This is a genomic window from Nonomuraea montanisoli, assembly GCF_013363975.1.
Taxonomy (GTDB): Bacteria; Actinomycetota; Actinomycetes; order Streptosporangiales; family Streptosporangiaceae; genus Nonomuraea; species Nonomuraea montanisoli.
The window spans coordinates 72,690-91,821 of the sequence record NZ_JABWGN010000016.1 but is presented as its reverse complement, the minus strand read 5'-3'; the positions used below and the strand labels follow the sequence as shown (position 1 = coordinate 91,821).

At 70.3% G+C, this 19,132-nt stretch carries 18 protein-coding genes; 11 read left to right on the top strand and 7 right to left on the bottom strand.

Annotated features, from left to right (window positions below; translation table 11 throughout):
• The first annotated feature begins 31 nt into the window (after positions 1-31).
• From HTZ77_RS35170 to HTZ77_RS35160, 3 genes are all read left to right on the top strand, one after another.
• Positions 32-1,321, top strand: coding sequence for a glycosyltransferase family 4 protein (locus HTZ77_RS35170; protein ID WP_175594065.1), 1,290 nt, complete (start codon positions 32-34; stop codon positions 1,319-1,321).
• Between the two features lie 426 nt (positions 1,322-1,747).
• On the top strand, positions 1,748-1,978 hold the full coding sequence (locus tag HTZ77_RS35165; protein WP_175594064.1) for a hypothetical protein: 231 nt from the start codon (positions 1,748-1,750) through the stop codon (positions 1,976-1,978).
• 107 nt (positions 1,979-2,085) lie between these two features.
• Positions 2,086-2,397 (top strand): winged helix-turn-helix domain-containing protein, encoded by a 312-nt coding sequence (locus tag HTZ77_RS35160; RefSeq protein ID WP_175594063.1) that lies wholly within the window; start codon positions 2,086-2,088, stop codon positions 2,395-2,397.
• 89 nt (positions 2,398-2,486) lie between these two features.
• Here the strand turns inward: HTZ77_RS35160 and HTZ77_RS35155 are convergent, their stop codons facing one another.
• Genes HTZ77_RS35155 through HTZ77_RS35125 form a run of 7 tightly spaced genes read right to left on the bottom strand, consistent with a single transcriptional unit; the run spans position 2,487 to position 11,574 of the window.
• A complete protein-coding gene (locus HTZ77_RS35155; protein WP_175594062.1) occupies positions 2,487-4,958 on the bottom strand; it encodes a hypothetical protein in 2,472 nt (823 codons plus the stop codon).
• On the bottom strand, positions 4,955-5,617 hold the full coding sequence (locus HTZ77_RS35150) for a hypothetical protein (RefSeq protein ID WP_175594061.1): 663 nt from the start codon (positions 5,615-5,617) through the stop codon (positions 4,955-4,957). The genes HTZ77_RS35155 and HTZ77_RS35150 overlap by 4 nt, the downstream gene beginning before the upstream one ends.
• Positions 5,618-5,627: 10 nt before the next feature.
• On the bottom strand, positions 5,628-6,962 hold the full coding sequence (locus tag HTZ77_RS35145; RefSeq protein ID WP_175594060.1) for a YcaO-like family protein: 1,335 nt from the start codon (positions 6,960-6,962) through the stop codon (positions 5,628-5,630).
• Entirely contained in the window at positions 6,937-7,803 is an 867-nt protein-coding gene (locus HTZ77_RS35140) for a thiopeptide-type bacteriocin biosynthesis protein (RefSeq protein WP_175594059.1), read from the bottom strand. Before HTZ77_RS35140 ends, HTZ77_RS35145 begins: the two co-directional genes overlap by 26 nt.
• Positions 7,800-10,226, bottom strand: coding sequence for a lantibiotic dehydratase (locus HTZ77_RS35135; protein ID WP_175594058.1), 2,427 nt, complete (start codon positions 10,224-10,226; stop codon positions 7,800-7,802). The genes HTZ77_RS35140 and HTZ77_RS35135 overlap by 4 nt, the downstream gene beginning before the upstream one ends.
• 2 nt (positions 10,227-10,228) lie before the next feature.
• On the bottom strand, positions 10,229-11,335 hold the full coding sequence (locus HTZ77_RS35130; RefSeq protein WP_175594057.1) for a PqqD family peptide modification chaperone: 1,107 nt from the start codon (positions 11,333-11,335) through the stop codon (positions 10,229-10,231).
• Positions 11,336-11,388: 53 nt separating this feature from the next.
• Positions 11,389-11,574: a hypothetical protein gene (locus tag HTZ77_RS35125; RefSeq protein ID WP_175594056.1), complete on the bottom strand. Its 186-nt coding sequence runs from the start codon at positions 11,572-11,574 to the stop codon at positions 11,389-11,391.
• A 323-nt stretch (positions 11,575-11,897) separates the two neighbouring features.
• Here HTZ77_RS35125 and HTZ77_RS35120 point away from each other — a divergent pair, with 323 nt between their 5' ends.
• The 8 genes from HTZ77_RS35120 (at position 11,898) to atpD (ending at position 19,111) form a co-directional block, all read left to right on the top strand.
• On the top strand, positions 11,898-12,335 hold the full coding sequence (locus HTZ77_RS35120; protein ID WP_175594055.1) for a hypothetical protein: 438 nt from the start codon (positions 11,898-11,900) through the stop codon (positions 12,333-12,335).
• 261 nt (positions 12,336-12,596) lie between these two features.
• On the top strand, positions 12,597-13,394 hold the full coding sequence (atpB, locus tag HTZ77_RS35115; RefSeq protein WP_175594054.1) for a F0F1 ATP synthase subunit A: 798 nt from the start codon (positions 12,597-12,599) through the stop codon (positions 13,392-13,394).
• A 74-nt stretch (positions 13,395-13,468) separates the two neighbouring features.
• Positions 13,469-13,699 (top strand): ATP synthase F0 subunit C, encoded by a 231-nt coding sequence (atpE, locus tag HTZ77_RS35110; RefSeq protein WP_175594053.1) that lies wholly within the window; start codon positions 13,469-13,471, stop codon positions 13,697-13,699.
• Between the two features lie 34 nt (positions 13,700-13,733).
• On the top strand, positions 13,734-14,276 hold the full coding sequence (locus tag HTZ77_RS35105) for a F0F1 ATP synthase subunit B (RefSeq protein ID WP_175594052.1): 543 nt from the start codon (positions 13,734-13,736) through the stop codon (positions 14,274-14,276).
• Complete coding sequence (locus tag HTZ77_RS35100) at positions 14,276-15,085, top strand: F0F1 ATP synthase subunit delta (protein ID WP_175594051.1); 810 nt, start codon at positions 14,276-14,278, stop codon at positions 15,083-15,085. Before HTZ77_RS35105 ends, HTZ77_RS35100 begins: the two co-directional genes overlap by 1 nt.
• Before the next feature lie 23 nt (positions 15,086-15,108).
• Positions 15,109-16,758, top strand: a complete 1,650-nt coding sequence (gene atpA / locus HTZ77_RS35095; protein ID WP_175594050.1) for a F0F1 ATP synthase subunit alpha — start codon at positions 15,109-15,111, stop codon at positions 16,756-16,758.
• A gap of 3 nt (positions 16,759-16,761) precedes the next feature.
• Entirely contained in the window at positions 16,762-17,664 is a 903-nt protein-coding gene (locus HTZ77_RS35090; RefSeq protein ID WP_175594049.1) for a F0F1 ATP synthase subunit gamma, read from the top strand.
• A gap of 1 nt (position 17,665) precedes the next feature.
• Positions 17,666-19,111, top strand: coding sequence for a F0F1 ATP synthase subunit beta (atpD, locus tag HTZ77_RS35085; protein WP_175594048.1), 1,446 nt, complete (start codon positions 17,666-17,668; stop codon positions 19,109-19,111).
• Positions 19,112-19,132: the final 21 nt, after the last annotated feature.

Here is a 19,132-nt window from a genome sequence, read left to right as displayed (position 1 = left end):
AGCGGTCCGGAGCATCCGCGAAACTAGGATCGTGCGCGAATACCTGTTCATGGCGCTCATAGCGGCTGCGGTGACGTACCTCCTCGTCCCGCTGGTGCGCCGCTTCGCCATCCGCATAGGGGCCGCTCCGGAGATCCGTGAGCGTGACGTGCACACCACACCGACCCCCCGGCTGGGGGGTCTGGCGATGTACGGCGGGCTGGTCGCGGGCCTGCTGGTGGCCAGCGAGCTCGCCCACACCGGCCAGGCGCTCACCGAGGCCGGGGGCCGTCCGGTGATGGCCCTGATCGTCGCGGGCGGCCTCATCACCGTCACGGGCTTCCTGGACGACTGGTGGGGCATGGACCCCTTCATCAAGCTGGCCGGCCAGATCGCCGCCGCGGGCGTCCTCGTCTGGTTCGACCTGCGGCTGGTCTACATCCCGCTGCCCAAGGACTGGGGCGGCTCCACCAGCCTCGACTACACCCTGAGCACGATCATCACCATCATGGTGGTGGTCGTCACGATCAACGCGGTCAACTTCGTCGACGGCCTCGACGGCCTGGCCGCGGGCATCGTCTGCATCGCCGCCATGGCCACCTGGGCCTACTCCATCTTCCTGTCGAAGAGCATCAGCGGCGACAACATCACCACCACGGCCGGCATCGCCGCCATCCTCATCGGCACCTGCCTCGGCTTCCTGCCGCACAACTTCCATCCGGCGAAGATCTTCATGGGCGACACCGGCGCCATGCTCATCGGCCTGGTCCTCGCCTCCTCGATCGTCACCGTCACGCCGGTCGACCCGTCGGTCATCGAGGGCATCAACCGCTTCGGCGTGCTGCTCCCGCTGCTGGTCCCGGCGGCGGTGCTGGTCCTGCCGCTCATCGACCTGATCACCGCGGTCGTGCGGCGCACCTCCTACGGCATGTCGCCGTTCGCGCCCGACCGCGGCCACCTGCACCACCGGCTGATGGACATCGGCCACTCGCACCGCCGCTCGGTGCTGATCATGTACGCGTGGGCCTTCCTGTTCGCGTTCGGCCTGGTCGCGATGTCCACGATCGGTGTGCCGGTCCTCATGTTCCCCGTCGTGATCCTGCTCGCGATCGGCGTCCTCGTGCTGATGGCCGCGCCCCGCTGGCGGGGGAGGGGCGGCGCGCACACGCGCGGCGGCGGCGGCGAGCCGTCCGACGACGACGGGCCGCCCACCGGGCCCATGCCGCCGATCCTGCCCGACTCCCGTGTCCAGCCCGTGATGCGGCCGGTGCAGGAGCCGCCGCAGGGGCGCGCGAACGCGGAAGGGGTACGCGTCATCCCCGCCGCCCCCAGGCATCCCTGAGGCAGCCACCGAGCCACTGCCGGCCGCCGTCGGCCCTTTCCCGGCCGCCGTCGGCCGAAGTGTCGGCGCTCTCATCCGCCCGACCGGCCGGAGCGTCGGCTCTCGTGCGCCCGATCGGCCGAAGTGGCGCACGGCCGCGCCATGCCGGAACGGCAGGTTTCACGCAAGGTCCTAATTTTTCCGTAAGAAATTCGGAAGGCAAGTCCCCTAATTGTGGGACATCTGCGTGGTAATTGAGTGATCACTTTGTGTGTATGGACGCTGCGCGCTTGCTTTGACAGACTCGGAGGCGCAGCAGGGGATATGCGATAGCCGGCGAATAACGTTCGGTGTTTTGAATGGCGGGTCACCGGGGGGAATTCCCGCGAGGCGCATCGAGCGTGTCCGACGTGCCGGCCGTCCGCTACTCAACTGGAAGGATCCGGCATGCGTACATTAATGCGTTCGGCGGTTCTGGGTCTGTCGTTGGCGACCGTCCTGTCCTTCGGGGCCGCCGCCGCGCACGCGTCCGCGCGGGACACCGGGCCGTACTGCCCGGACCAGGCGCCCTGGGCGGGGGTGTGGCTCTGGTCGGAGGTGCGGGGCGGTCAATACCACGACCACTACAAGGTGCCCTTCATGTTCGGGTGGAAATGGGAGGACGTGGCCTGCGACTGAACGACGGTTCGTCGGACGTGCCCCCGTCGATTCCGGCGGGGGCACGTCCGGCCGTCCGGGCAGAGCTCAGCTTTCGGTATTCTGAGGCAGAAGGGATCCTGGGATCGATGCCGCGCAAGCATCCGCGTCTGGAGCTCGACGCTGCAATCCATGCGCCTATCCGTTTTTCGCTGGTGGCCGTACTCTCGACGGAGGGCGAGTGCGCATTCCAGCAGATCTGTCATCAGCTCGCTGTCAATGCCGCGACATTGTCGAAGAACGTGGCCTATTTGGAGACGGCCGGCTACGTCGAAGTCCGCAAGGGTTTCGTGGGGAAGCGGCCCCGCACCTGGCTGTCCCTCACGCCCGCGGGGCTGGAGGCGTTCAACAGGCACACGGCCGCTCTGCACGCCATCTCACACGTCGGCAACGCCCCATGAGGTGACTCCGCCGCATCACGGGCGGGCGCGTGCCGCGGCGGAAGGACGTCCTCACTGCGGCACGCGCCGGCGATCCAGGAGTACGGCTGTCAGCCGCCCGCCATCCCCCATTTCCCGGCGGCGTCGCCGAGAGGCGTCCCGCAGGCGAAGCCCAGGAGAGGGCTGTGCCTGCCCCCGGGACGGAACTCGGGCAGGGGGACGCCCCACGGCACCAGTCCGCCGAAGATCGAGCCGACCAGACCGAGCTCCCCCGCGGCCAGCCACATGCTGTGGGCGGCCACCCCGGCCTGGTGCAGCACCAGCCGGTGCGCGTGGCTTCCGGCACGCGCGACCTGGGGGAGGTCGCACGTGACCACGGTGATCAGAGCTCCGTCGGCGAACTCGTCCTGCAGCAGCCACTCCCGGGCGGGCGGCAACTCCGCGAGCGGGTGGAGCGCACTGCCGTCGGGGCGCGCCTCGTAGAGGCCGGGCGCCAGGCCCTCGACCGCGTAGACGGCGGCCAGCAGCCGGATTCCGGGCACCAGCGGCCCGGTCGCGAGCGCCTGCCGGGCGGCGGCCGGCGCGCGCAGCACGCCGGCCATGGCCTCCTGGGAGATGCCGTCCGTCCCGAAGAACCTGGTGGACTGGCGCCGGTTCAGGAACTCCATCGGCTCGACGACGGGTGGGCCCGCCGGCGGCACGGGGATGCCGGGCCCGCTCGAGCCGACCGGGTCCTCGGTGAAGCACGTACCGCCGTGCCCGGGCGCGTGCGACCGTTCGATGAGCTCCTTGACGATCTCGCGGACCCGGAAGGGGGCGCCCGCGCGTGCGGGGGCCGCGTCGCCGGACGAGACGGCCCGGCCGCCGAGGCCGGTCGCGTCGGCTGCCCGCCGCGCCGCCTCCAGGCCGGCGGCGTCGCGCTCCCCGCGGCCGAGCGCGAGCACCGCGGTGATCGGGGTCTGCCGGGGATCGACGTCGAGGAGGTCGGTCAGCAGGCCGTCGTTCCACGTGTCGGCGGCCGTGACCGTGACGCCCATGTCCTGGGCGAGGCGGGCGAGCTGCCAGGTGGCCACGCCGCCGTCCTCGTTCACGATCTTGTAGCCGAAGTTGTGGTACTTCTCCATGAGTTTGAAGGCGTCACCGGTCAGGACGACCAGAGCGTCCAGCGGCGCCCCGGGCAGGCTCACCACCTCGCCGATGTGTTCGGCGCCGACGTCGGTGAGGCCGCGCAGCAACGTGTTGGTCACGCCGTCGTACACGTGCACCACCGGGTCGAGGGCGAGTCCGTTGCCGGCCGCCGGCAGCAGGAAGGCCGTGGGGGAGCCGAGGTTGCCGCCCGTGGGCGCCCAGCGCCGGCGCGCCGGCGGGCGGTCCGGTGAGCCGGACAGGACCTCGCGCACGCCGAACGAGTGGTGCAGCAGGGCCAGCAGGTCCGGGTCGGCGGACTCGGCCACCGGCCAGTCGCGGACGCGGTCGAGGAACGCCAGCTCCACGTTGGCCATGCTGTAGTGCTTCTGGTGCGTGCTGTTGGCGATGTAACGCCGGGGCGGCTGGGTGACCTCCTGCTCGAAGGCCACCACGGCCAGATCGTCCTCTTCCAGCGGCTTGGTTCCCGGCAGGCACATCGAGCAGCCGGGCAGCTGCACGAACATCTCCTCCTCGCAGGTCCACGTCTCGAAGTCGAGGACGGTGACGGCGGACTCCCCGTGGAGCTCCTGGACACCGCTCGCGAGCCGGCACACCTGGTTGCCGAGAAGGCCGGCCAGGAGGTCGCTCCGCCAGGGCGGGAGCTCGGCCGCCGCCCGGGTCCTGGGCAGGCTCTGCTGTGCCCGGTAGCAGTGCAGGCAGCCGGACCAGCCGTTCTCGAAGACCGGGCTGATCCGCGCCTGGGTACCGGTGAGGGAGACGAGGAACCATCGGCCGGAGCCCGCGCGCACCCGGTCGTCGAAGGGCACCAGGCCGTCCAGATCCATGGTGCCGTCGTCGAGGACGACGGCGATCGAGGACGGGGCCGGCTCACCGGCCTCGTCCAGGCCCCGCTCGGCCACCGAGGCGACGCCGTCCGCGGTCAGCGCGCCGGCCAGCGCCGAGCGCAGCGCCGACGGCCGGCCGAGCACCAGCGTAGGCGTGGTGGCCAGGCCGAGCGCCGCGCGCACGCCGGACGGCCGGTTCCTGGTGGAGCTCACATTCCTGCTGAGGTAGGTCACCACATGCCTCGGCACGGAGGTCTGCCGCAGCAGGTCCACGCCGCCGGGGTCGCCGCCGCATTCCAGGACCCCGCAGGAGTACAGCAGGGCGAGAGCGGTCTCGACCGTCCGCGAGTCCGGCAGGCCGAGAAGGGCGGCGACCTCGGCGTGCGTACGCTCGCCGTCCAGCGCCTGGAGCAGCCGCCGTGTGAACGGGACATGGCGGCCGCCGAAGAGCTGGGGCGTCGGCGTGCCCTCCACCAGCAACCCGCCGTCACCCATGTCGGCGAGCACCAGGCCGTCGGCGACCTTGAGCCGCTCGGGCAAGGAGAGCTGCGGGTCCTTGGCCATGGCGACGGAGATGCGCCGCGCGTCCATGGGGCTATCGGTGTTCACGAATCCTCCTCGGCTGGGGCGCCCGCACGGGCGAGATGTTCCGACAGCTCCCGCCACGACGCGTCACGTCTGGCCCCGGCATCCGCCCGGGGATAGCAACGGGCGCACCCGTGCACACCCGTGGTCGTTCCTTCGGTGACCTGGGGCTTCACGAGGCTGACCGTGCGGTAGGCCCCGTGGACGGCCTTCCCCGCGCGCACCGCGTCGAGCCCCCACTGGGCGAGCCCGGCGGCCAGCAGCGTGTGGGACGACAGGTGGCCTTCCGGGCCCGCCGCGTCGCGCCGGTAGAAGTCGTACAGGCCCTGGAACGACTCGCCGATGCTCCAGTTCTGCACCGAACGGGCCTCGAAGCAGGCGGCGCACGCTCCCGTGCCGCCCGGCCGCAGGATCGGGCCGCAGCGGAGCCTGCGGGTCTCGTGGACGACGGGAACCAGGGCCGCCCCCCAGGACCGGACGATGTCGCCGATCCTGACGAGCACGTGCGGATCGTGCCGGGACGTGACGAGGACGTAGGCGTCGGCCGGGCGCAGCAGGCTGGTGTCCACGTTCGTGCCCTGCGCGAAGAAGGAGGGCGACGCGTCCACCCCCTCACGCCGGGCGAGCGACGTCGCGACGTCGGCCGCGAACGGCCCGACGGCGATGACGTGAGTCGAGGTCATCTGCCTCTCCTTAGGCGAATGGCTGCGGCCAGGGATTGATGTCGGACTCGGTGCGCCGGCCGTGTCCCATGCGTTCCGGCGCCGCGTAGAGACGCGGGGTGCCCAGGTACCTGGCCCGGTGGAGGAAGCTGAGCGGCATGAGCTCGGGGACGAGGACCCGCACCACCCGCAGGCCCACGGACCTGGCCTCGTCGGAGCTGACGTCCACCGCGTAGGCCGTGCAGCCGCGCTCCGCGAGCCGGCCCAGCACCCACGCCAGCCGTTCGCGCGCGGAGTCGGGCACGTCGGGCGCCATGCTCGACAGCGTGCGCCGTCCGGGCGAGCCGAGCAGGAAGTCGAAGGCGTGGCGGCGCTCGGCGAGCGCCATGTGCACCGCGCCGTCGAAGACGGCGCCGAACTCGTCCAGCGGCTTGTCGTGCGGCTTCTGGTACTGCATGGACAGCCGGCCCGACGACGACTCCCGCATGACCTTCGCGACGGCCCGCCTGGGGTCGAGGTCGGTCGCGCACATCACGTACGTGTGGACCCTGGTCGACTGCGGATCGACGTCCACGCTGTAGACGGTGGGGATGCCGAGATCGGTGGTGGCGTCGAAGTGCCACGTGCGCAGGCCGGCGCGCTCGGCCATGGCCCTGGCGCGATCCAGCTCCGGGGTGGTGACGTCCAGCTCGATCCGCGGCAAGGGCAGCCGCTGGAGCCAGGTGAGGGTGAGACTGTCGCGTTCGACGCATTCGAGCGCGGCCGACAGCAGCGCCTCGTCGTAGTCGAAGTGCGCCGCGGTCCCCGTGGAGATGGGCAGCCAGAAGCGCTCGGCCCGGCTGACGAAGGGGATGTGGAGGTAGACCATCACGGCGGGGACCCAGGACGGCCGGCCGTTCATCAGGTTCACGCCGCGCACCCAGCGCATCGGCGCCCCGGGGTCCGGCGCGACGAGAGGACAGGCGGGGTGCGCGAGTTCCTCGGCCGAGCACGTGGGGACGGTCTCCAGGTCCAGCGCCTCCCGGCCCAGGTTGCGGCCGGTGTCCCAGATGAGCTGCTCGTTGTCCCACACGCAGCTCGAGTAGCGTTCGACCGCCTCCACCGTGGCCGTCAGCCTCGCCAGGTCGTCGGCCAGCCCCGTACCGGCGCCGTCCATGCCCGCCCAGGCGAGGGGGAGAGGCGCGTCGACGCGGCCGGGCAGCAGCGAGGCGGGATTCCCCATGGACGCGGTGTAGATGGGGAAGCGATGGCGTCCCGTCATCCGCGGGATCCGCGTGACGATGTTGACGAGCCCGGCCCGTCCGTCGATGAGCGGGCTCAGCGCCTGGAAGGCGGCCGCCTCATCGCGCGGTCGCTGACCGATCATGTATCTCCTCCTCATGGGCGCCGCCGAGCACGGCGGCGAGAACGGCTTCCTCCTCCGGCGGCACCCCCAGCCGGTTGTTGTGCAGGTGCACCAGGTGGAAGACCCACTGCCAGGGCGTGAGCGGAATCCCGCGCCCGGCCGCTCGGCGGGCGGTCGCGCCGACTGCTTCGCCGAACTCCTCGGCGGCTCGTCGCCGGCGCTCGGGCAGGGCGCAGGACGTCGCCGCGGTCGCGAGCCGCTCCGCGGTCGCGACCGCGGCGGCGCGCCTCGCCTCCGAACCGTCCTCGTCCCTCCCGGTCCAGTACCAGAAGTACTTCGACCAGAAGGCCCGGTCCATGCCGGGAACGGCGTGCCGCACGGCGCTCGCCATCGCCAGCGTGGCCAGCGCCGAGCGCTGCTCGGGCGAGAGGTCCGTCTCGAGGGCGCGGACGACGATCGAGCTCGACAGCATGAAATGCTCCTCGGCCACGCGCACGCCCGCGGTGCCGCCGTAGCGCCGGAGCTCCGGTTCGTAGAGCCGTACGTCGATGCCCTCCCAGTAGTCGAGCACCGGCGATCCCGGCAGCCGGGCGTAGGTCTGGCCGGGCGTGGCGCGCGCCGTGTCGAGGAACGCGGGGAAGCGGCTCGTCAGTCGTTCGTAGACCCGGTCCAGCAGCGGGTACGCGCCATGGACCCGGAGCCTGACGTGCGGCCCGCCGCTGTCCATGAACCGCAGGAAGAACCAGCGTCCCCCGTGGTCGCCGACCAGGTCGCGGACGGGCGGGACGAGCTCGCGGACCACCTGGTCCAGCCGCTCGAACGCGCCCGGGTAGATCGCGCAGTACAGCCAGGAGGTCGTCATCCGTCCGCACCCCAGCTCAGGTGGGCGACGTACTCCGTCATCCGCGGCAGACCGTCGATCATGACGGAGTCGCGGCCGGCGACCGGCAGGGCCTCCTCCATCACCAGGATGTCCTCCTCGGTCAGGGAATCCAGGAGCGCGGACAGGGAGAGCGGGACGGAGGCGGACAGCCACAGGGGCTTGCGGCCCTTGGCGTACAGGTCGGGCACGACGCCGCCCCTGCGGACGAAGACCTGGTCGGGCAGGCCGTGCTCGGCCGCCCAGCTCCGGTAGGCGGCGAAGGTCCCCGCCATGGTCGGCCTCCTGATCGCCGCCAGGAGCTCCGCCGCGCGCACGGCCCAGTGGGCCCTGCGGACCACCACCGGCCCGAGGCGTTCCCGCGGCCGGTGCACCACCCCGTCGACCCCGTCCAGGCGCAGCATCGCGGCGCTCGTCCCGCCCGCCTCGGGGGCGGCGCAGAACCACGGGCTGGCGATGGTGGACAGGATGTTGGCCACCCCCTTCAGCATGCGGCGCGGGACCAGGCCCGAGTAGAAGGGGACGACCGGGCCTGTCGCGTCCTCGACGACGAGCGTTCCCGTGGCCTGGTCCAGGCGGATGCGCAACTGCTCCAGCGAGACGAAGCCGCTCCTGGGCGCCATGCCGCCGCCGAGGTCGAGCGGGCGGGCACGGCCCGCTGAGCGGGCCTGGATCGGGTTCCAGTCCGTGGCCACCGTCAGTTCGAGCGGGCGCGACCCGGACGGCGTCAGATGGGCGAGCCACGCGTCGAGCGGCCCGGTGAGCAGTTCCGGCTCGAACAGCGCCCTGAAGCGGGCCGCGACGCTGCCGACGCCGTCCATGATCTGGTTCACCACGATCACGCGCTCGCCGTCCTCCAGCGTGGTCGCCTGGAACAGGACGGCGAAGGCGGGCAGGAGCGTGGAGGGCCCCGGGCGGACGTCCACCGGCGGCTCGGCGCGCAGCCTGGCGTCGAGGTTGTCGAGCAGGTGCGGGCCCGGTGTGGCCATGTAGCGCGCGAGGAAGGCGGGCAGCGGCAGCCAGTCGTGCTCGGGCGCCACGTGCCGCTGCCAGAACCGCAGGGACGCCGCGTACTGCGGCAGCACCACCAGGACGGAGGCCAGGCGGCGGCCGTACGCGGACAGCGCCTCGCCGACCCACTCGGGCAGCGGGGGCAGGGGCTGGGCACGGACCACGTCCTCGCGCACGGACAGCTCGGGAATCCGGGGCGAGGTGGCCGTCGCGGTGGCCTCGTCGAGGTCGTGAGCCCGCCGGACTAGCCGGCGGGTGATCGCCGCGCGCTCGCGCGGCTCGGAGTCCGCCAGCAGCCGCAGGTCCTCGCCGATGGCCGACAGGCTCTCGGCGAACGGTGTCCCGTGGGGCGCCAGGCCGGCGACGGCATGGTGTGCGTCGTAGGCGCCGGCGGGCCACGCCGACTCCCCGCGGATCAGGCCCGCGTCGGTCAGCCGGGCAACGCGGGTCCACGGCGCGGCGGGGTCGCCCTCGCGCAGCGAGGCCAGCACGGCCGACCCGAGGGCGCCGTCGCCCGGCACCGTCACCTCGCGGGCGTGTTCGGCCGCGTCGGTCAGGACGTCCTCGCGCCAGAAGAAGCCGTTGGTCCGGGTGTGGAAGTAGCTGGAGCGGACAACGCGGCCGTCGCCGATCCGGGCGGGAGGATGGAAGCGGACGCCGCACCCGACGTCCTCGCGGGCCCAGAGCCGCTGGAGCAGCCGGAAGTACAGCGGGTGCGGAAGGGAGGCGACCGCCCGGTAGGAGCCGGACTCGCCGCTGCCCGCCGGCGCGCCCTCGCCGATGGTGCACACCGCCACGGGACTCAGCCAGCCCAGGGGGCTCGTCTTGACGGCTGCCCTGATCAGATAGTTGAACAACGTCCGTGCGAGCCTGCGGCCCTGCTTCGATCCACCGTGGACCGCGTCGGCGCGCGCCGACGCGGCCAGGATCTCCGGCGCCGCCACGGACAGGGCTCTGGCCAGGGCACCGTCGCCGGAGTGCTTGGCGAGCGCCGCGTAGGACGCCGCCAGCTCGGACTCGAGCGTCCGCTCGTAGTGCGCCGCCGCGGCCGCCGACCGCTCCCGCAGCTCCAGCCACGTGGCGAAGCCGGGCCCGATCCGCGCGACGACGCGGTCCAGTACGGCGCTCGCCGGGCGTGGCGGGCGGCCGTTGTGGATGTCCCGGCGCAACCTGATCGCCACCCGCCTGTCCTCGTCGGGCAGCGCCGGGATCAGGGCGTGCAACTCCTCGCTGAGCCGCCCGGCGAGCGCGTCTCGCCGGCGCGTGAGTGCGTCGGCCTCCTCGAGGGCGGACAACGCGCCGTCGGCGCGGAACTGCAGCAGGGTGCTCACCGCGGTGCCCGACAGGCGTACCAGGACGAAGGGCGCGATCGTGGCCTGTTCGCTGACCTGCATCCCTAACCTCCGACAGCGGTGAAGAGACGGCCCACCAGCAGGACGAGCACCCCCAGATAGCCGAGGGCCAGGACGCCGTAGCCCACGTAGAGCCGGCGCAGCCACGCCCCGGTCACGGTCCTGCGGTCCCTGGTGAGCAGATAGGTGATCGCCCTGCGGCGGAACGCGTGGTGGCCGGTGGCCGCTTCGAGCGCGTGGAGCCCGTCACTGGGCATGAAGGGGTTGAGATTGTGCAGCAGGGCCAGGAGCAGCGCGTTGGCCACCGCCGCGGCGAGGACGCGGACGCCGGGATCACTCGCGGTGAGGGCGATCACCCCCGCGATGCCGCCGTTGACCACGTCCACGACGGGGCCGGCCAGGGTGATCACCAGGAGCGCCGCCCGTCCGGGCAGCCGGTACGCGTGGGAGCGGTCGACGTAGGGCCGGGGCAGGACCCAGAAGAAGAAGGCGATGCCCACCTCGCGCACGACCACCCCGTAGTAGCGGCAGGCGAGGTAGTGGCCGAGCTCGTGGACCGCCAGGTGCAGGACGAGGACGATCGGGAGCAGGGCCGTGGCCAGGCCCAGCGAGCCCGTGCCGGTCCGGTGCGTGACCGCCAGCGCGGCCATGGTGACCGACAGGGCGGTGACCAGTGCGAGGACGGCGAGGAGCGCGTTCCTCGTCAGAGGGCGCAGCGGCGCCCGTGACCGTGGCGCACCCGGCGCGGAGGTGTTCCTCAGCAGGACCAGCCGCGGCATGGGGATGTCCGCGAGCGCGCGGGTGAGGCGGCCGCGGCGCCTCTCCGGCGCCGGTTCGACATCGAGCACTCCGAGGCCGCGAAGCTCCGACAAGAACCGCGACACCGTTTCCTCGGCCCTCGTCAATGGCACCTGGAAGCGGTCGGAGATCTCCTGTGAGAGCTCGTGCGGCGACACGCTCTCGCGCAGTCGCGGAATCAACAGCCGCGAACTCCGGCCGAGTTGGAAATATTTCCCCGAATCAGTATCGAACAGCAGGACGCCGTTTTCGTCTTCTGCGCAGACTTCTATTCCCGACGCCAGGGAGACCGGGAGGTCCCAGGCCACGGAGACGTCGTCGGCCCGTCGGAGCGAACCGTCGTGGCGCGCCATGGATCCCGGGACCTCCCTCGCTCATGAATCCGACGTGGTCAGCGGTGCGGAAATCAGCCGCTGGCGCTCGAGCCGGCCGTGGAGACGGAGCTCGCGCTGCTGCACGTGCCGGTGGAGAAACAGAACCCGGTGCTCAGGGTGCTGCCGTACGAACGGCCGGCGTCGAGTTCGTCGCCCGAGAGCTCGCGGGCGAACAGCTCGAAGTCGGCACTGAAGTCCGTGAGGTGCTGATTCTGCATGACGTTCCCTTCCTTTCTCTACGAAATGCCGTGATGCAACGATCTGAACTATTGCATTGGTGTTTCGCCTCGACAAGAAGGGTAAATAATTCTCTTTAGGAGCTGGCTCGCGAAAGGAAATAGGTTTCCCGTGGGGAACATGATCCGCGCCGGCTGCGCCCGCCGCCCCCGCGCCGGCGGCGGCGACCATGATCGTCAACTCGAAACGGGAGGTAAAAGCGTTGCTGTGAGAGCTTGTGATATCTTTCACGAGTGGGAGGAACGGCAGGCCGGACCCTCCCGGAATCAGTACGTCCTCTTGACAACTCGGTTATGGAGCTCCGATGCAGGCCACCGACCTTCGGCTGTTCAGGGCCGCCGTGCTCCCCACGGCGGCGCTCGGGCTGGTCGCCATCGTGATTTCCCTGATCGTCTCCGGCGTGCCCGGGATGCTCGGCTCCCTCATCGGCCTCGTTCTCGTCATGGTCTTCTTCGCCGTGGGCCTGGTCGGTGTCGCCTATGCCTCGCGGGTCTCGCCGACCGTGATGATGGCCGCCGCGATGGGCACGTTCCTCGCCAAGATCGCCATTCTGATCATCGTGCTGGAGAGCGTCAGGGGTGTCACCGCCTGGAGCCCCCGTGCCTTCAGCCTCACCGTCATCCTCGGGACGATCGCCTGGACGATCGGCGAGGCCAGAGCGTTCATGAAGCTGCGTATCCTCTACGTGGACCCCGAACCGTCGCGCTCGGTCGGGGAGCGCGCGAAGGACGAGCGGGTATGAAACCGCCGCCTGACCGCATCGCTCGCCAGCTGGGCCTCGAAGTCGTCGAGTGGCCCGCTGGTCACCTGATATGACTAGTCACAGCCGCGACTGCTATTGTCGCGTGGACTATACGAACGTCGGAGGGCAGGGCTGCGCAGGTCGAGGACCGCGCGCTCGTCGCCTCCACCCCACCTGTCAAGTCACTCTTTCCTGCCTGCCTCACCCCGGGGGCGCGCGTGCGGAAGAGGCCCCGATCCACCGTGACGAAGGGAACGCCGAGTGAGCGCCGCGCTGCCGCTTCTCGCATCAGAGGAGTTCAAGGCCCCGGGCCTCGGTCTGTTCGAATGGCCGCCCATCCTGGCCTCCGGCCCCGCCTGGTTCAACAAGCCCACCGCGTTGATGATGCTGGGCTCGCTCCTGGTCATCGTGTTCGCCTACGCGGCATTCAGCCGGCCCCGTGTCGTGCCGCGCGGCATGCAGAACGTGGGTGAACTCGCTTACACATTCGTCAGGGAACAGGTCGCCAGACCGTTCCTCGGCACCAAGGACAGCGACCGGTGGATGCCGTTGCTGTTCACCCTGTTCTTCTTCGTATGGATCATGAACCTGTTCGGATCCATCATCTTCATCCAGTTCCCCGTGATGTCCATCATCGGATATCCGGCGATCCTGGCGATCATGGTGTGGGTGCTCACCCAGTACCTCGGCGTCAAGCGCCAGGGGCCGATCGGCCTGTTCAAGAACGTCATGTTCCCGCCCGGCCTGCCCAAGTGGGTCTACGTGCTGGTCGCGCCGATCGAGTTCCTGTCGCACTTCTTCCTGCGCCACATCACGCACGCGGTGCGACTCTTCGCCACGATGATGGCCGGACACCTGATCGTGGCGCTGTTCTCCGACGTCGGCTGGCACTTCCTGTTCGTTGCGCTCACGCCGCTCGGAGCACCGCTGGGCCTGATCGGCGTCATCATGACGATCCTGCTGACCGGGTTCGAGCTCTTCATCCAGGCCCTGCAAGCCTACGTCTTCGCGCTGCTCACCGCCATGTTCATCGGCGGCGCGCTGCACCCCGAGCACTAGACCTGTTCTTCACCCTCCCAAGACGGAACCGCCGGTGGAAGAGCCACCGGTCGATAAGAAAAGGAAACACGAGCATGAGTGGCGTTCTCGCTCAGGTGACCGGCGACCTCGGTTCGATCGGCTACGGTCTCGCCGCGATCGGCCCCGGTGTCGGCATCGGCATCATCTTCGGCCAGGGCGTGCAGGCCATCGCCCGCCAGCCTGAGGCCTACGGCCTCATCCGCCAGAACATGATCCTGGGCTTCGTCTTCGCCGAAGCGCTCGCGCTGATCGGTGTCGCGCTGGCCTTCGCGTTCCGAGGCTGATCGACGATAGCCCTCTGACGGGAAGGCACTATTCATGAAACTGCTAGCGGCAGAGGAAGCGGGCGCCAGCATCATCCTGCCCACCGTGGCTGAGATGGTCATCGGCGGCTTCGCCTTCCTGGTCGTCCTGTTCTTCGTCGGCAAGATTCTCGTCCCCAGGATCCAGAAGACGCTGGCCGAGCGGACCGACCTCATCGAGGGCGGCATCAAGCGGGCTGAAGCGGCCCAGGCCGAGGCGCAGGCGCTGCAGCAGCAGTACCGCGACCAGCTGGCCGAGGCCCGGCAGGAGGCGGCCCGGCTCCGCGAGGAGGCTCGCGAGCAGGCCGCCCAGATCAAGGTGGAGCTCCGCGAGGAGGCGCAGGCCGAGGCCCGCCGCCTCATCGAGGCCGCGCACGCCCAGATCGAGGCCGACCGCCAGCAGGCGTTCGCCCAGCTCCGCGCCGAGATCGGCCGCCTGTCCATCGACCTGGCCGGCCGCATCGTCGGCGAGTCCCTCGAGGACGAGACCCGGCAGCGTCGCACCGTCGACCGTTTCCTCGACGAGCTCGAGAGCTCAAGCGCGCAGGCGGTGCGCTAATGCGTGGCCTGAGCAGAAGCTCGCTGGCAGAGGTCGAGGAGCGCTTCAACGCGGTCGCCGGCAGCGCCGACCTCGGCAAGCTCTCCGACGAGCTGTTCGCGATCGCCGATCTGCTCGACCGCGAGCACGGCCTGCGCCGCGCCCTGTCCGACCCGTCGAGGCCGGCGGAGGCCAAGGCGGGCACCGTGCGGGCCCTGCTCGCGGGCAAGGTCGGCGAGGCCGCGCTCGCCACCGCCGAGGCTGCGGCCTCGGCCCGGTGGTCGCGCGCGGGTGACCTCGCCGACGCCCTCGAGCGGCTCGGCGTCGTCGCCGCCGCCGCGGAGGCCGAGAGCCAGGCCACGATCGACGAGGTGGAGGACGAGCTCTTCCGCTTCGGCCGCGTCGTCGCCGCCAACCCCCGGCTGCGCCAGGCGCTCGCCGACCGCGACGCCCCGGAAGAGGGCAAGCGCCGGCTGCTGAGCGACCTGCTCAGCGGCAAGGCGGCGACGGCCAGCGTGCGTCTCATCACGCAGGTGGCAGTACACCCGCGAGGACGTAGCCTGGAAGCAGGCCTGGAGGAGTTCAGCCAGCTCGTGGCGCAGCAGCGCCAGCGCTTCGTCGCGGTGGTGCGCAGCGCCGTCGAGCTGACCGACCAGCAGAAGGCCCGCCTGGCGACGTGGCTGCGCACCTCCTACGGCCGTGACGTGCACGTGAACGTCGAGGTGGATCCGCGAGTGCTCGGTGGCTTCTCGGTCCGCATCGGCGACGAGATCATCGACACCACCATTGTGGGACGAATCGAAGAAGTCCGCCGCCGGTTGGCCGGCTAGGCGAAGAGGGAGACAGAGTAGAGATGGCGGAGCTTACGATCCGGCCGGACGAGATCCGGGACGCGCTTGAGCGCTTCGTCCAGGCGTACGAACCGGAAGGCGCCGCGCGCGAGGAGATCGGGACCGTCGTCGACTGTGGCGACGGCATCGCCCATGTCTCCGGCCTTCCCTCGGCGATGGCGAACGAACTGCTGGAGTTCGAGGACGGCACGCGCGGTCTGGCCCTCAACCTCGACACCCGTGAGATCGGTGTCGTCATCCTGGGCGACTTCAGCAAGATCGAGGAGGGCCAGACGGTCCGCCGGACGGGCGAGGTCCTGTCCGTGCCCGTCGGCGACGGCTTCCTCGGCCGCGTGGTCGACCCCCTGGGCAACCCGCTCGACGGCAAGGGCGCCATCGAGAGCGAAGGCGTGCGCGCCCTCGAGCTCCAGGCCCCTACGGTCGTCCAGCGGCAGCCGGTGAAGCAGCCGCTGCAGACCGGCATCAAGGCGATCGACGCCATGACGCCGATCGGCCGCGGCCAGCGCCAGCTGATCATCGGCGACCGCGGCACCGGCAAGACCGCCGTGGCCGTGGACACCATCCTCAACCAGCGCGAGAACTGGGCCACCGGCGACCCGGAGAAGCAGGTCCGCTGCGTCTACGTCGCCATCGGTCAGAAGGGCTCGACGATCGCGCAGGTCAAGGCCCGCCTGGAGGAGGCGGGCGCGATGGAGTACACCACCATCGTCGCCTCCCCGGCCTCCGACCCGGCCGGCTTCAAGTACCTCGCCCCGTACACCGGCTCGGCCATCGGCCAGCACTGGATGTACCAGGGCAAGCACGTCCTGATCGTCTTCGACGACCTGACCAAGCAGGCCGACGCCTACCGCGCCGTCTCCCTGCTGCTGCGCCGCCCGCCGGGCCGCGAGGCCTTCCCGGGCGACGTGTTCTACCTCCACTCCCGTCTGCTGGAGCGCTGCGCGAAGCTCTCCGCCGACATGGGCGGCGGCTCGATGACCGGTCTGCCGATCATCGAGACCAAGGGCAACGACGTCTCGGCGTTCATCCCGACCAACGTCATCTCCATCACCGACGGCCAGTGCTTCCTGGAGACCGACCTGTTCAACGCCGGTGTCCGCCCGGCCATCAACGTCGGTATCTCGGTCTCCCGAGTCGGTGGCTCGGCGCAGGTCAAGGCGATGCGCAAGGTCGCGGGCACGCTGAAGCTGTCGCTGTCGCAGTTCCGCGACCTGGAGGCGTTCGCCGCGTTCGCCTCCGACCTCGACGCCGCCTCCCGGGCCCAGCTCGAGCGTGGTCAGCGGCTGGTCGAGCTGCTCAAGCAGCCGCAGTACTCCCCGTTCCCCGTCGAGAAGCAGGTCGTGTCGGTGTGGACCGGCACCACCGGTGAGCTGGACGACGTCCCGGTCGAGGACATCCGCCGCTTCGAGGGTGAGTTCCTCGACTACCTCCAGAGCGGGAACAAGGGCATTCTCGACGCCATCCGCGAGACCAAGGAGCTGTCGGACGACACGGTGACCGCCCTCAAGGACGCCATCACGGAGTTCAAGAAGGGCTTCACCACCTCCTCCGGCGAGCTGCTGGTCAAGGACGAGCCGGTGGCGCCGCTCGGCGCCGACGAGGTCGGCCAGGAGAAGATCCAGAAGGTCGTCCGCCCGGCGGAGAAGAAGTAGGACATGGGTGCCCAGCTAAGGCTGCTGCGGCGGCGGATCACCTCGGTCAGGTCGACCGCGAAGATCACGCGCGCCCAGGAGCTCATCGCCTCTTCACGGATCGTGAAGGCGCAGCAGCGGATGCAGGCGGCGCTGCCGTACGAGCGCGAGATCACTCGCGCCGTCACGGGCGTCGTCAGCAACGCCGCGAGCGTCGACCATCCGCTGACCGTGGCGAAGGACAACCCCGCCAGGGCGGGTGTCCTCGTCGTCACCAGCGACAGCGGGTTCTGCGGCGGCTTCAACGCCAACGTGCTGCGCGAGGCCGAGGCCCTGCGCGGCCTGCTGGAGGGCCGCGGCCTGGCCGTGACGCCGTTCGTCACCGGGCGCAAGGGTGTCACCTGGCACAGCTTCCGCAACCGCGACATGGGCGGCAGCTGGGTCGGCTTCTCCCGTAAGCCGGCCTACGCCGACGCCAAGGAGATCGCCGCGATGCTGATCGAGTCCTTCAAGGACGAGAACGGCATCGACGAGATCCACATCGTGTCGACCGAGTTCGTCTCGATGCTGACGCAGAACGTCGTGGTCAAGCGGATCCTGCCGCTGGAGGTCGAGGAGACCGAGGCGACCGAGTCCACCACGATCCCGCCGTACTTCGAGTTCGAGCCGACCGCGGGCGACGTGCTGGAGTCGCTGCTGCCGCGCTACGTGGAGTCCCGTATCTTCACGGCGCTGCTGCAGTCCGCGGCCTCGGAGGAGGCCGCGCGGCGGCGCGCCATGAAGTCGGCGACCGACAACGCCAACGAGCTGATGCGGGTGTTGACCCAGCAGATGAACCAGGCTCGCCAGGCCGAGATCACCCAGGAAATCAGCGAGATCGTCGGTGGCGCCAACGCGCTGGCTGACGCCGCAGCCGGGAAAGAGTGAAATGACTGCAGAGGCTGTTGAGACTGTAGAGAGTGCCGCGGGTGGCACCGGCCGCGTGGCTCGCGTCACCGGCGCCGTCGTCGACGTGGAGTTCCCCGTCGACGCGATGCCCGACATCTATAACGCGCTCAACGTCGAGGTGACCCTCGGCGGCGAGACCAAGACCCTGACCCTCGAGGTGGCCCAGCACCTGGGCGACAACCTCGTCCGGGCCATCTCCATGCAGCCCACCGACGGCCTGGTCCGCGGCCAGGCGGTCACCGACTCCGGTGCGCCGATCTCGGTGCCCGTCGGCGACGTCGTCAAGGGCCACGTGTGGAACGCGCTGGGCGAGACGCTCGACGTGCCCACCTCCTCGCTCAAGATCAACGAGCGGTGGGGCATCCACCGTCCGTCGCCGTCGTTCGACCAGCTCGAGTCCCGCACCGAGCTGCTCGTCACCGGCATCAAGGTCATCGACCTGCTCACCCCGTACGTGCAGGGTGGGAAGATCGGTCTGTTCGGTGGCGCCGGTGTCGGCAAGACCGTTCTGATCCAGGAGATGATCCGCCGCGTCGCCCGCAACTTCGGTGGCACCTCGTGCTTCGCCGGCGTGGGTGAGCGCACCCGTGAGGGCAACGACCTCTGGCTGGAGATGGAGGAGGCCGACGTCCTCAAGGACACCGCGCTGGTGTTCGGTCAGATGGACGAGCCGCCGGGCACCCGTCTGCGGGTCGCCCTGTCGGCCCTGACGATGGCCGAGTACTTCCGCGACGTCCAGAAGCAGGACGTGCTGCTCTTCATCGACAACATCTTCCGCTTCACGCAGGCCGGTTCCGAGGTCTCCACGCTGCTCGGCCGTATGCCGTCCGCCGTGGGTTACCAGCCGACGCTGGCCGACGAGATGGGTGTCCTCCAGGAGCGCATCACCTCGACGCGCGGTCACTCGATCACCTCCATGCAGGCGATCTACGTGCCCGCCGACGACATCACCGACCCGGCCCCGCACAACGCGTTCGCGCACCTCGACGCGCAGACCGTTCTGTCCCGGCCGATCTCGGAGAAGGGCATCTACCCGGCGGTGGACCCGCTCGACTCCTCCTCCCGGATCCTCGACCCGCAGATCGTGGGCGAGGAGCACTACCGGGTGGCCCAGGAGACCAAGCGGATCCTGCAGAAGTACCGCGAGCTGCAGGACATCATCGCCATCCTCGGTATCGACGAGCTCTCCGAGGAGGACAAGGTCACCGTCCAGCGGGCCCGCCGCATCGAGCGCTTCCTGTCGCACCCGATGTACGCGGCCGAGGCCTTCACCGGCCAGCCGGGCGAGACCGTGCCGCTGGACGAGACGATCGCCTCCTTCAAGGGCCTGTGCGCCGGCGAGTACGACCACCTGCCCGAGCAGGCGTTCTTCATGGTCGGCGGCATCGACCAGGCCATCGCCAAGGCGAAGGAACTCGAGCGCTAGACGCCCCGGCCATAGGGCGGG

Excerpts from the sequence above, each read along its gene's own strand:
- HTZ77_RS35165 (WP_175594064.1), top strand. The coding sequence starts at position 1,748 with ATGCGTACATTAATGCGTTCGGCGGTTCTGGGTCTGTCGTTGGCGACC.
- HTZ77_RS35160 (WP_175594063.1), top strand. The coding sequence starts at position 2,086 with ATGCCGCGCAAGCATCCGCGTCTGGAGCTCGACGCTGCAATCCATGCG.
- HTZ77_RS35150 (WP_175594061.1), bottom strand. The coding sequence starts at position 5,617 with ATGACCTCGACTCACGTCATCGCCGTCGGGCCGTTCGCGGCCGACGTC.
- HTZ77_RS35145 (WP_175594060.1), bottom strand. The coding sequence starts at position 6,962 with ATGATCGGTCAGCGACCGCGCGATGAGGCGGCCGCCTTCCAGGCGCTG.
- HTZ77_RS35140 (WP_175594059.1), bottom strand. The coding sequence starts at position 7,803 with ATGACGACCTCCTGGCTGTACTGCGCGATCTACCCGGGCGCGTTCGAG.
- HTZ77_RS35135 (WP_175594058.1), bottom strand. The coding sequence starts at position 10,226 with ATGCAGGTCAGCGAACAGGCCACGATCGCGCCCTTCGTCCTGGTACGC.
- HTZ77_RS35130 (WP_175594057.1), bottom strand. The coding sequence starts at position 11,335 with ATGGCGCGCCACGACGGTTCGCTCCGACGGGCCGACGACGTCTCCGTG.
- HTZ77_RS35125 (WP_175594056.1), bottom strand. The coding sequence starts at position 11,574 with ATGCAGAATCAGCACCTCACGGACTTCAGTGCCGACTTCGAGCTGTTC.
- HTZ77_RS35120 (WP_175594055.1), top strand. The coding sequence starts at position 11,898 with ATGCAGGCCACCGACCTTCGGCTGTTCAGGGCCGCCGTGCTCCCCACG.
- atpE (WP_175594053.1), top strand. The coding sequence starts at position 13,469 with ATGAGTGGCGTTCTCGCTCAGGTGACCGGCGACCTCGGTTCGATCGGC.
- HTZ77_RS35105 (WP_175594052.1), top strand. The coding sequence starts at position 13,734 with ATGAAACTGCTAGCGGCAGAGGAAGCGGGCGCCAGCATCATCCTGCCC.
- HTZ77_RS35100 (WP_175594051.1), top strand. The coding sequence starts at position 14,276 with ATGCGTGGCCTGAGCAGAAGCTCGCTGGCAGAGGTCGAGGAGCGCTTC.
- atpA (WP_175594050.1), top strand. The coding sequence starts at position 15,109 with ATGGCGGAGCTTACGATCCGGCCGGACGAGATCCGGGACGCGCTTGAG.
- HTZ77_RS35090 (WP_175594049.1), top strand. The coding sequence starts at position 16,762 with ATGGGTGCCCAGCTAAGGCTGCTGCGGCGGCGGATCACCTCGGTCAGG.
- atpD (WP_175594048.1), top strand. The coding sequence starts at position 17,666 with ATGACTGCAGAGGCTGTTGAGACTGTAGAGAGTGCCGCGGGTGGCACC.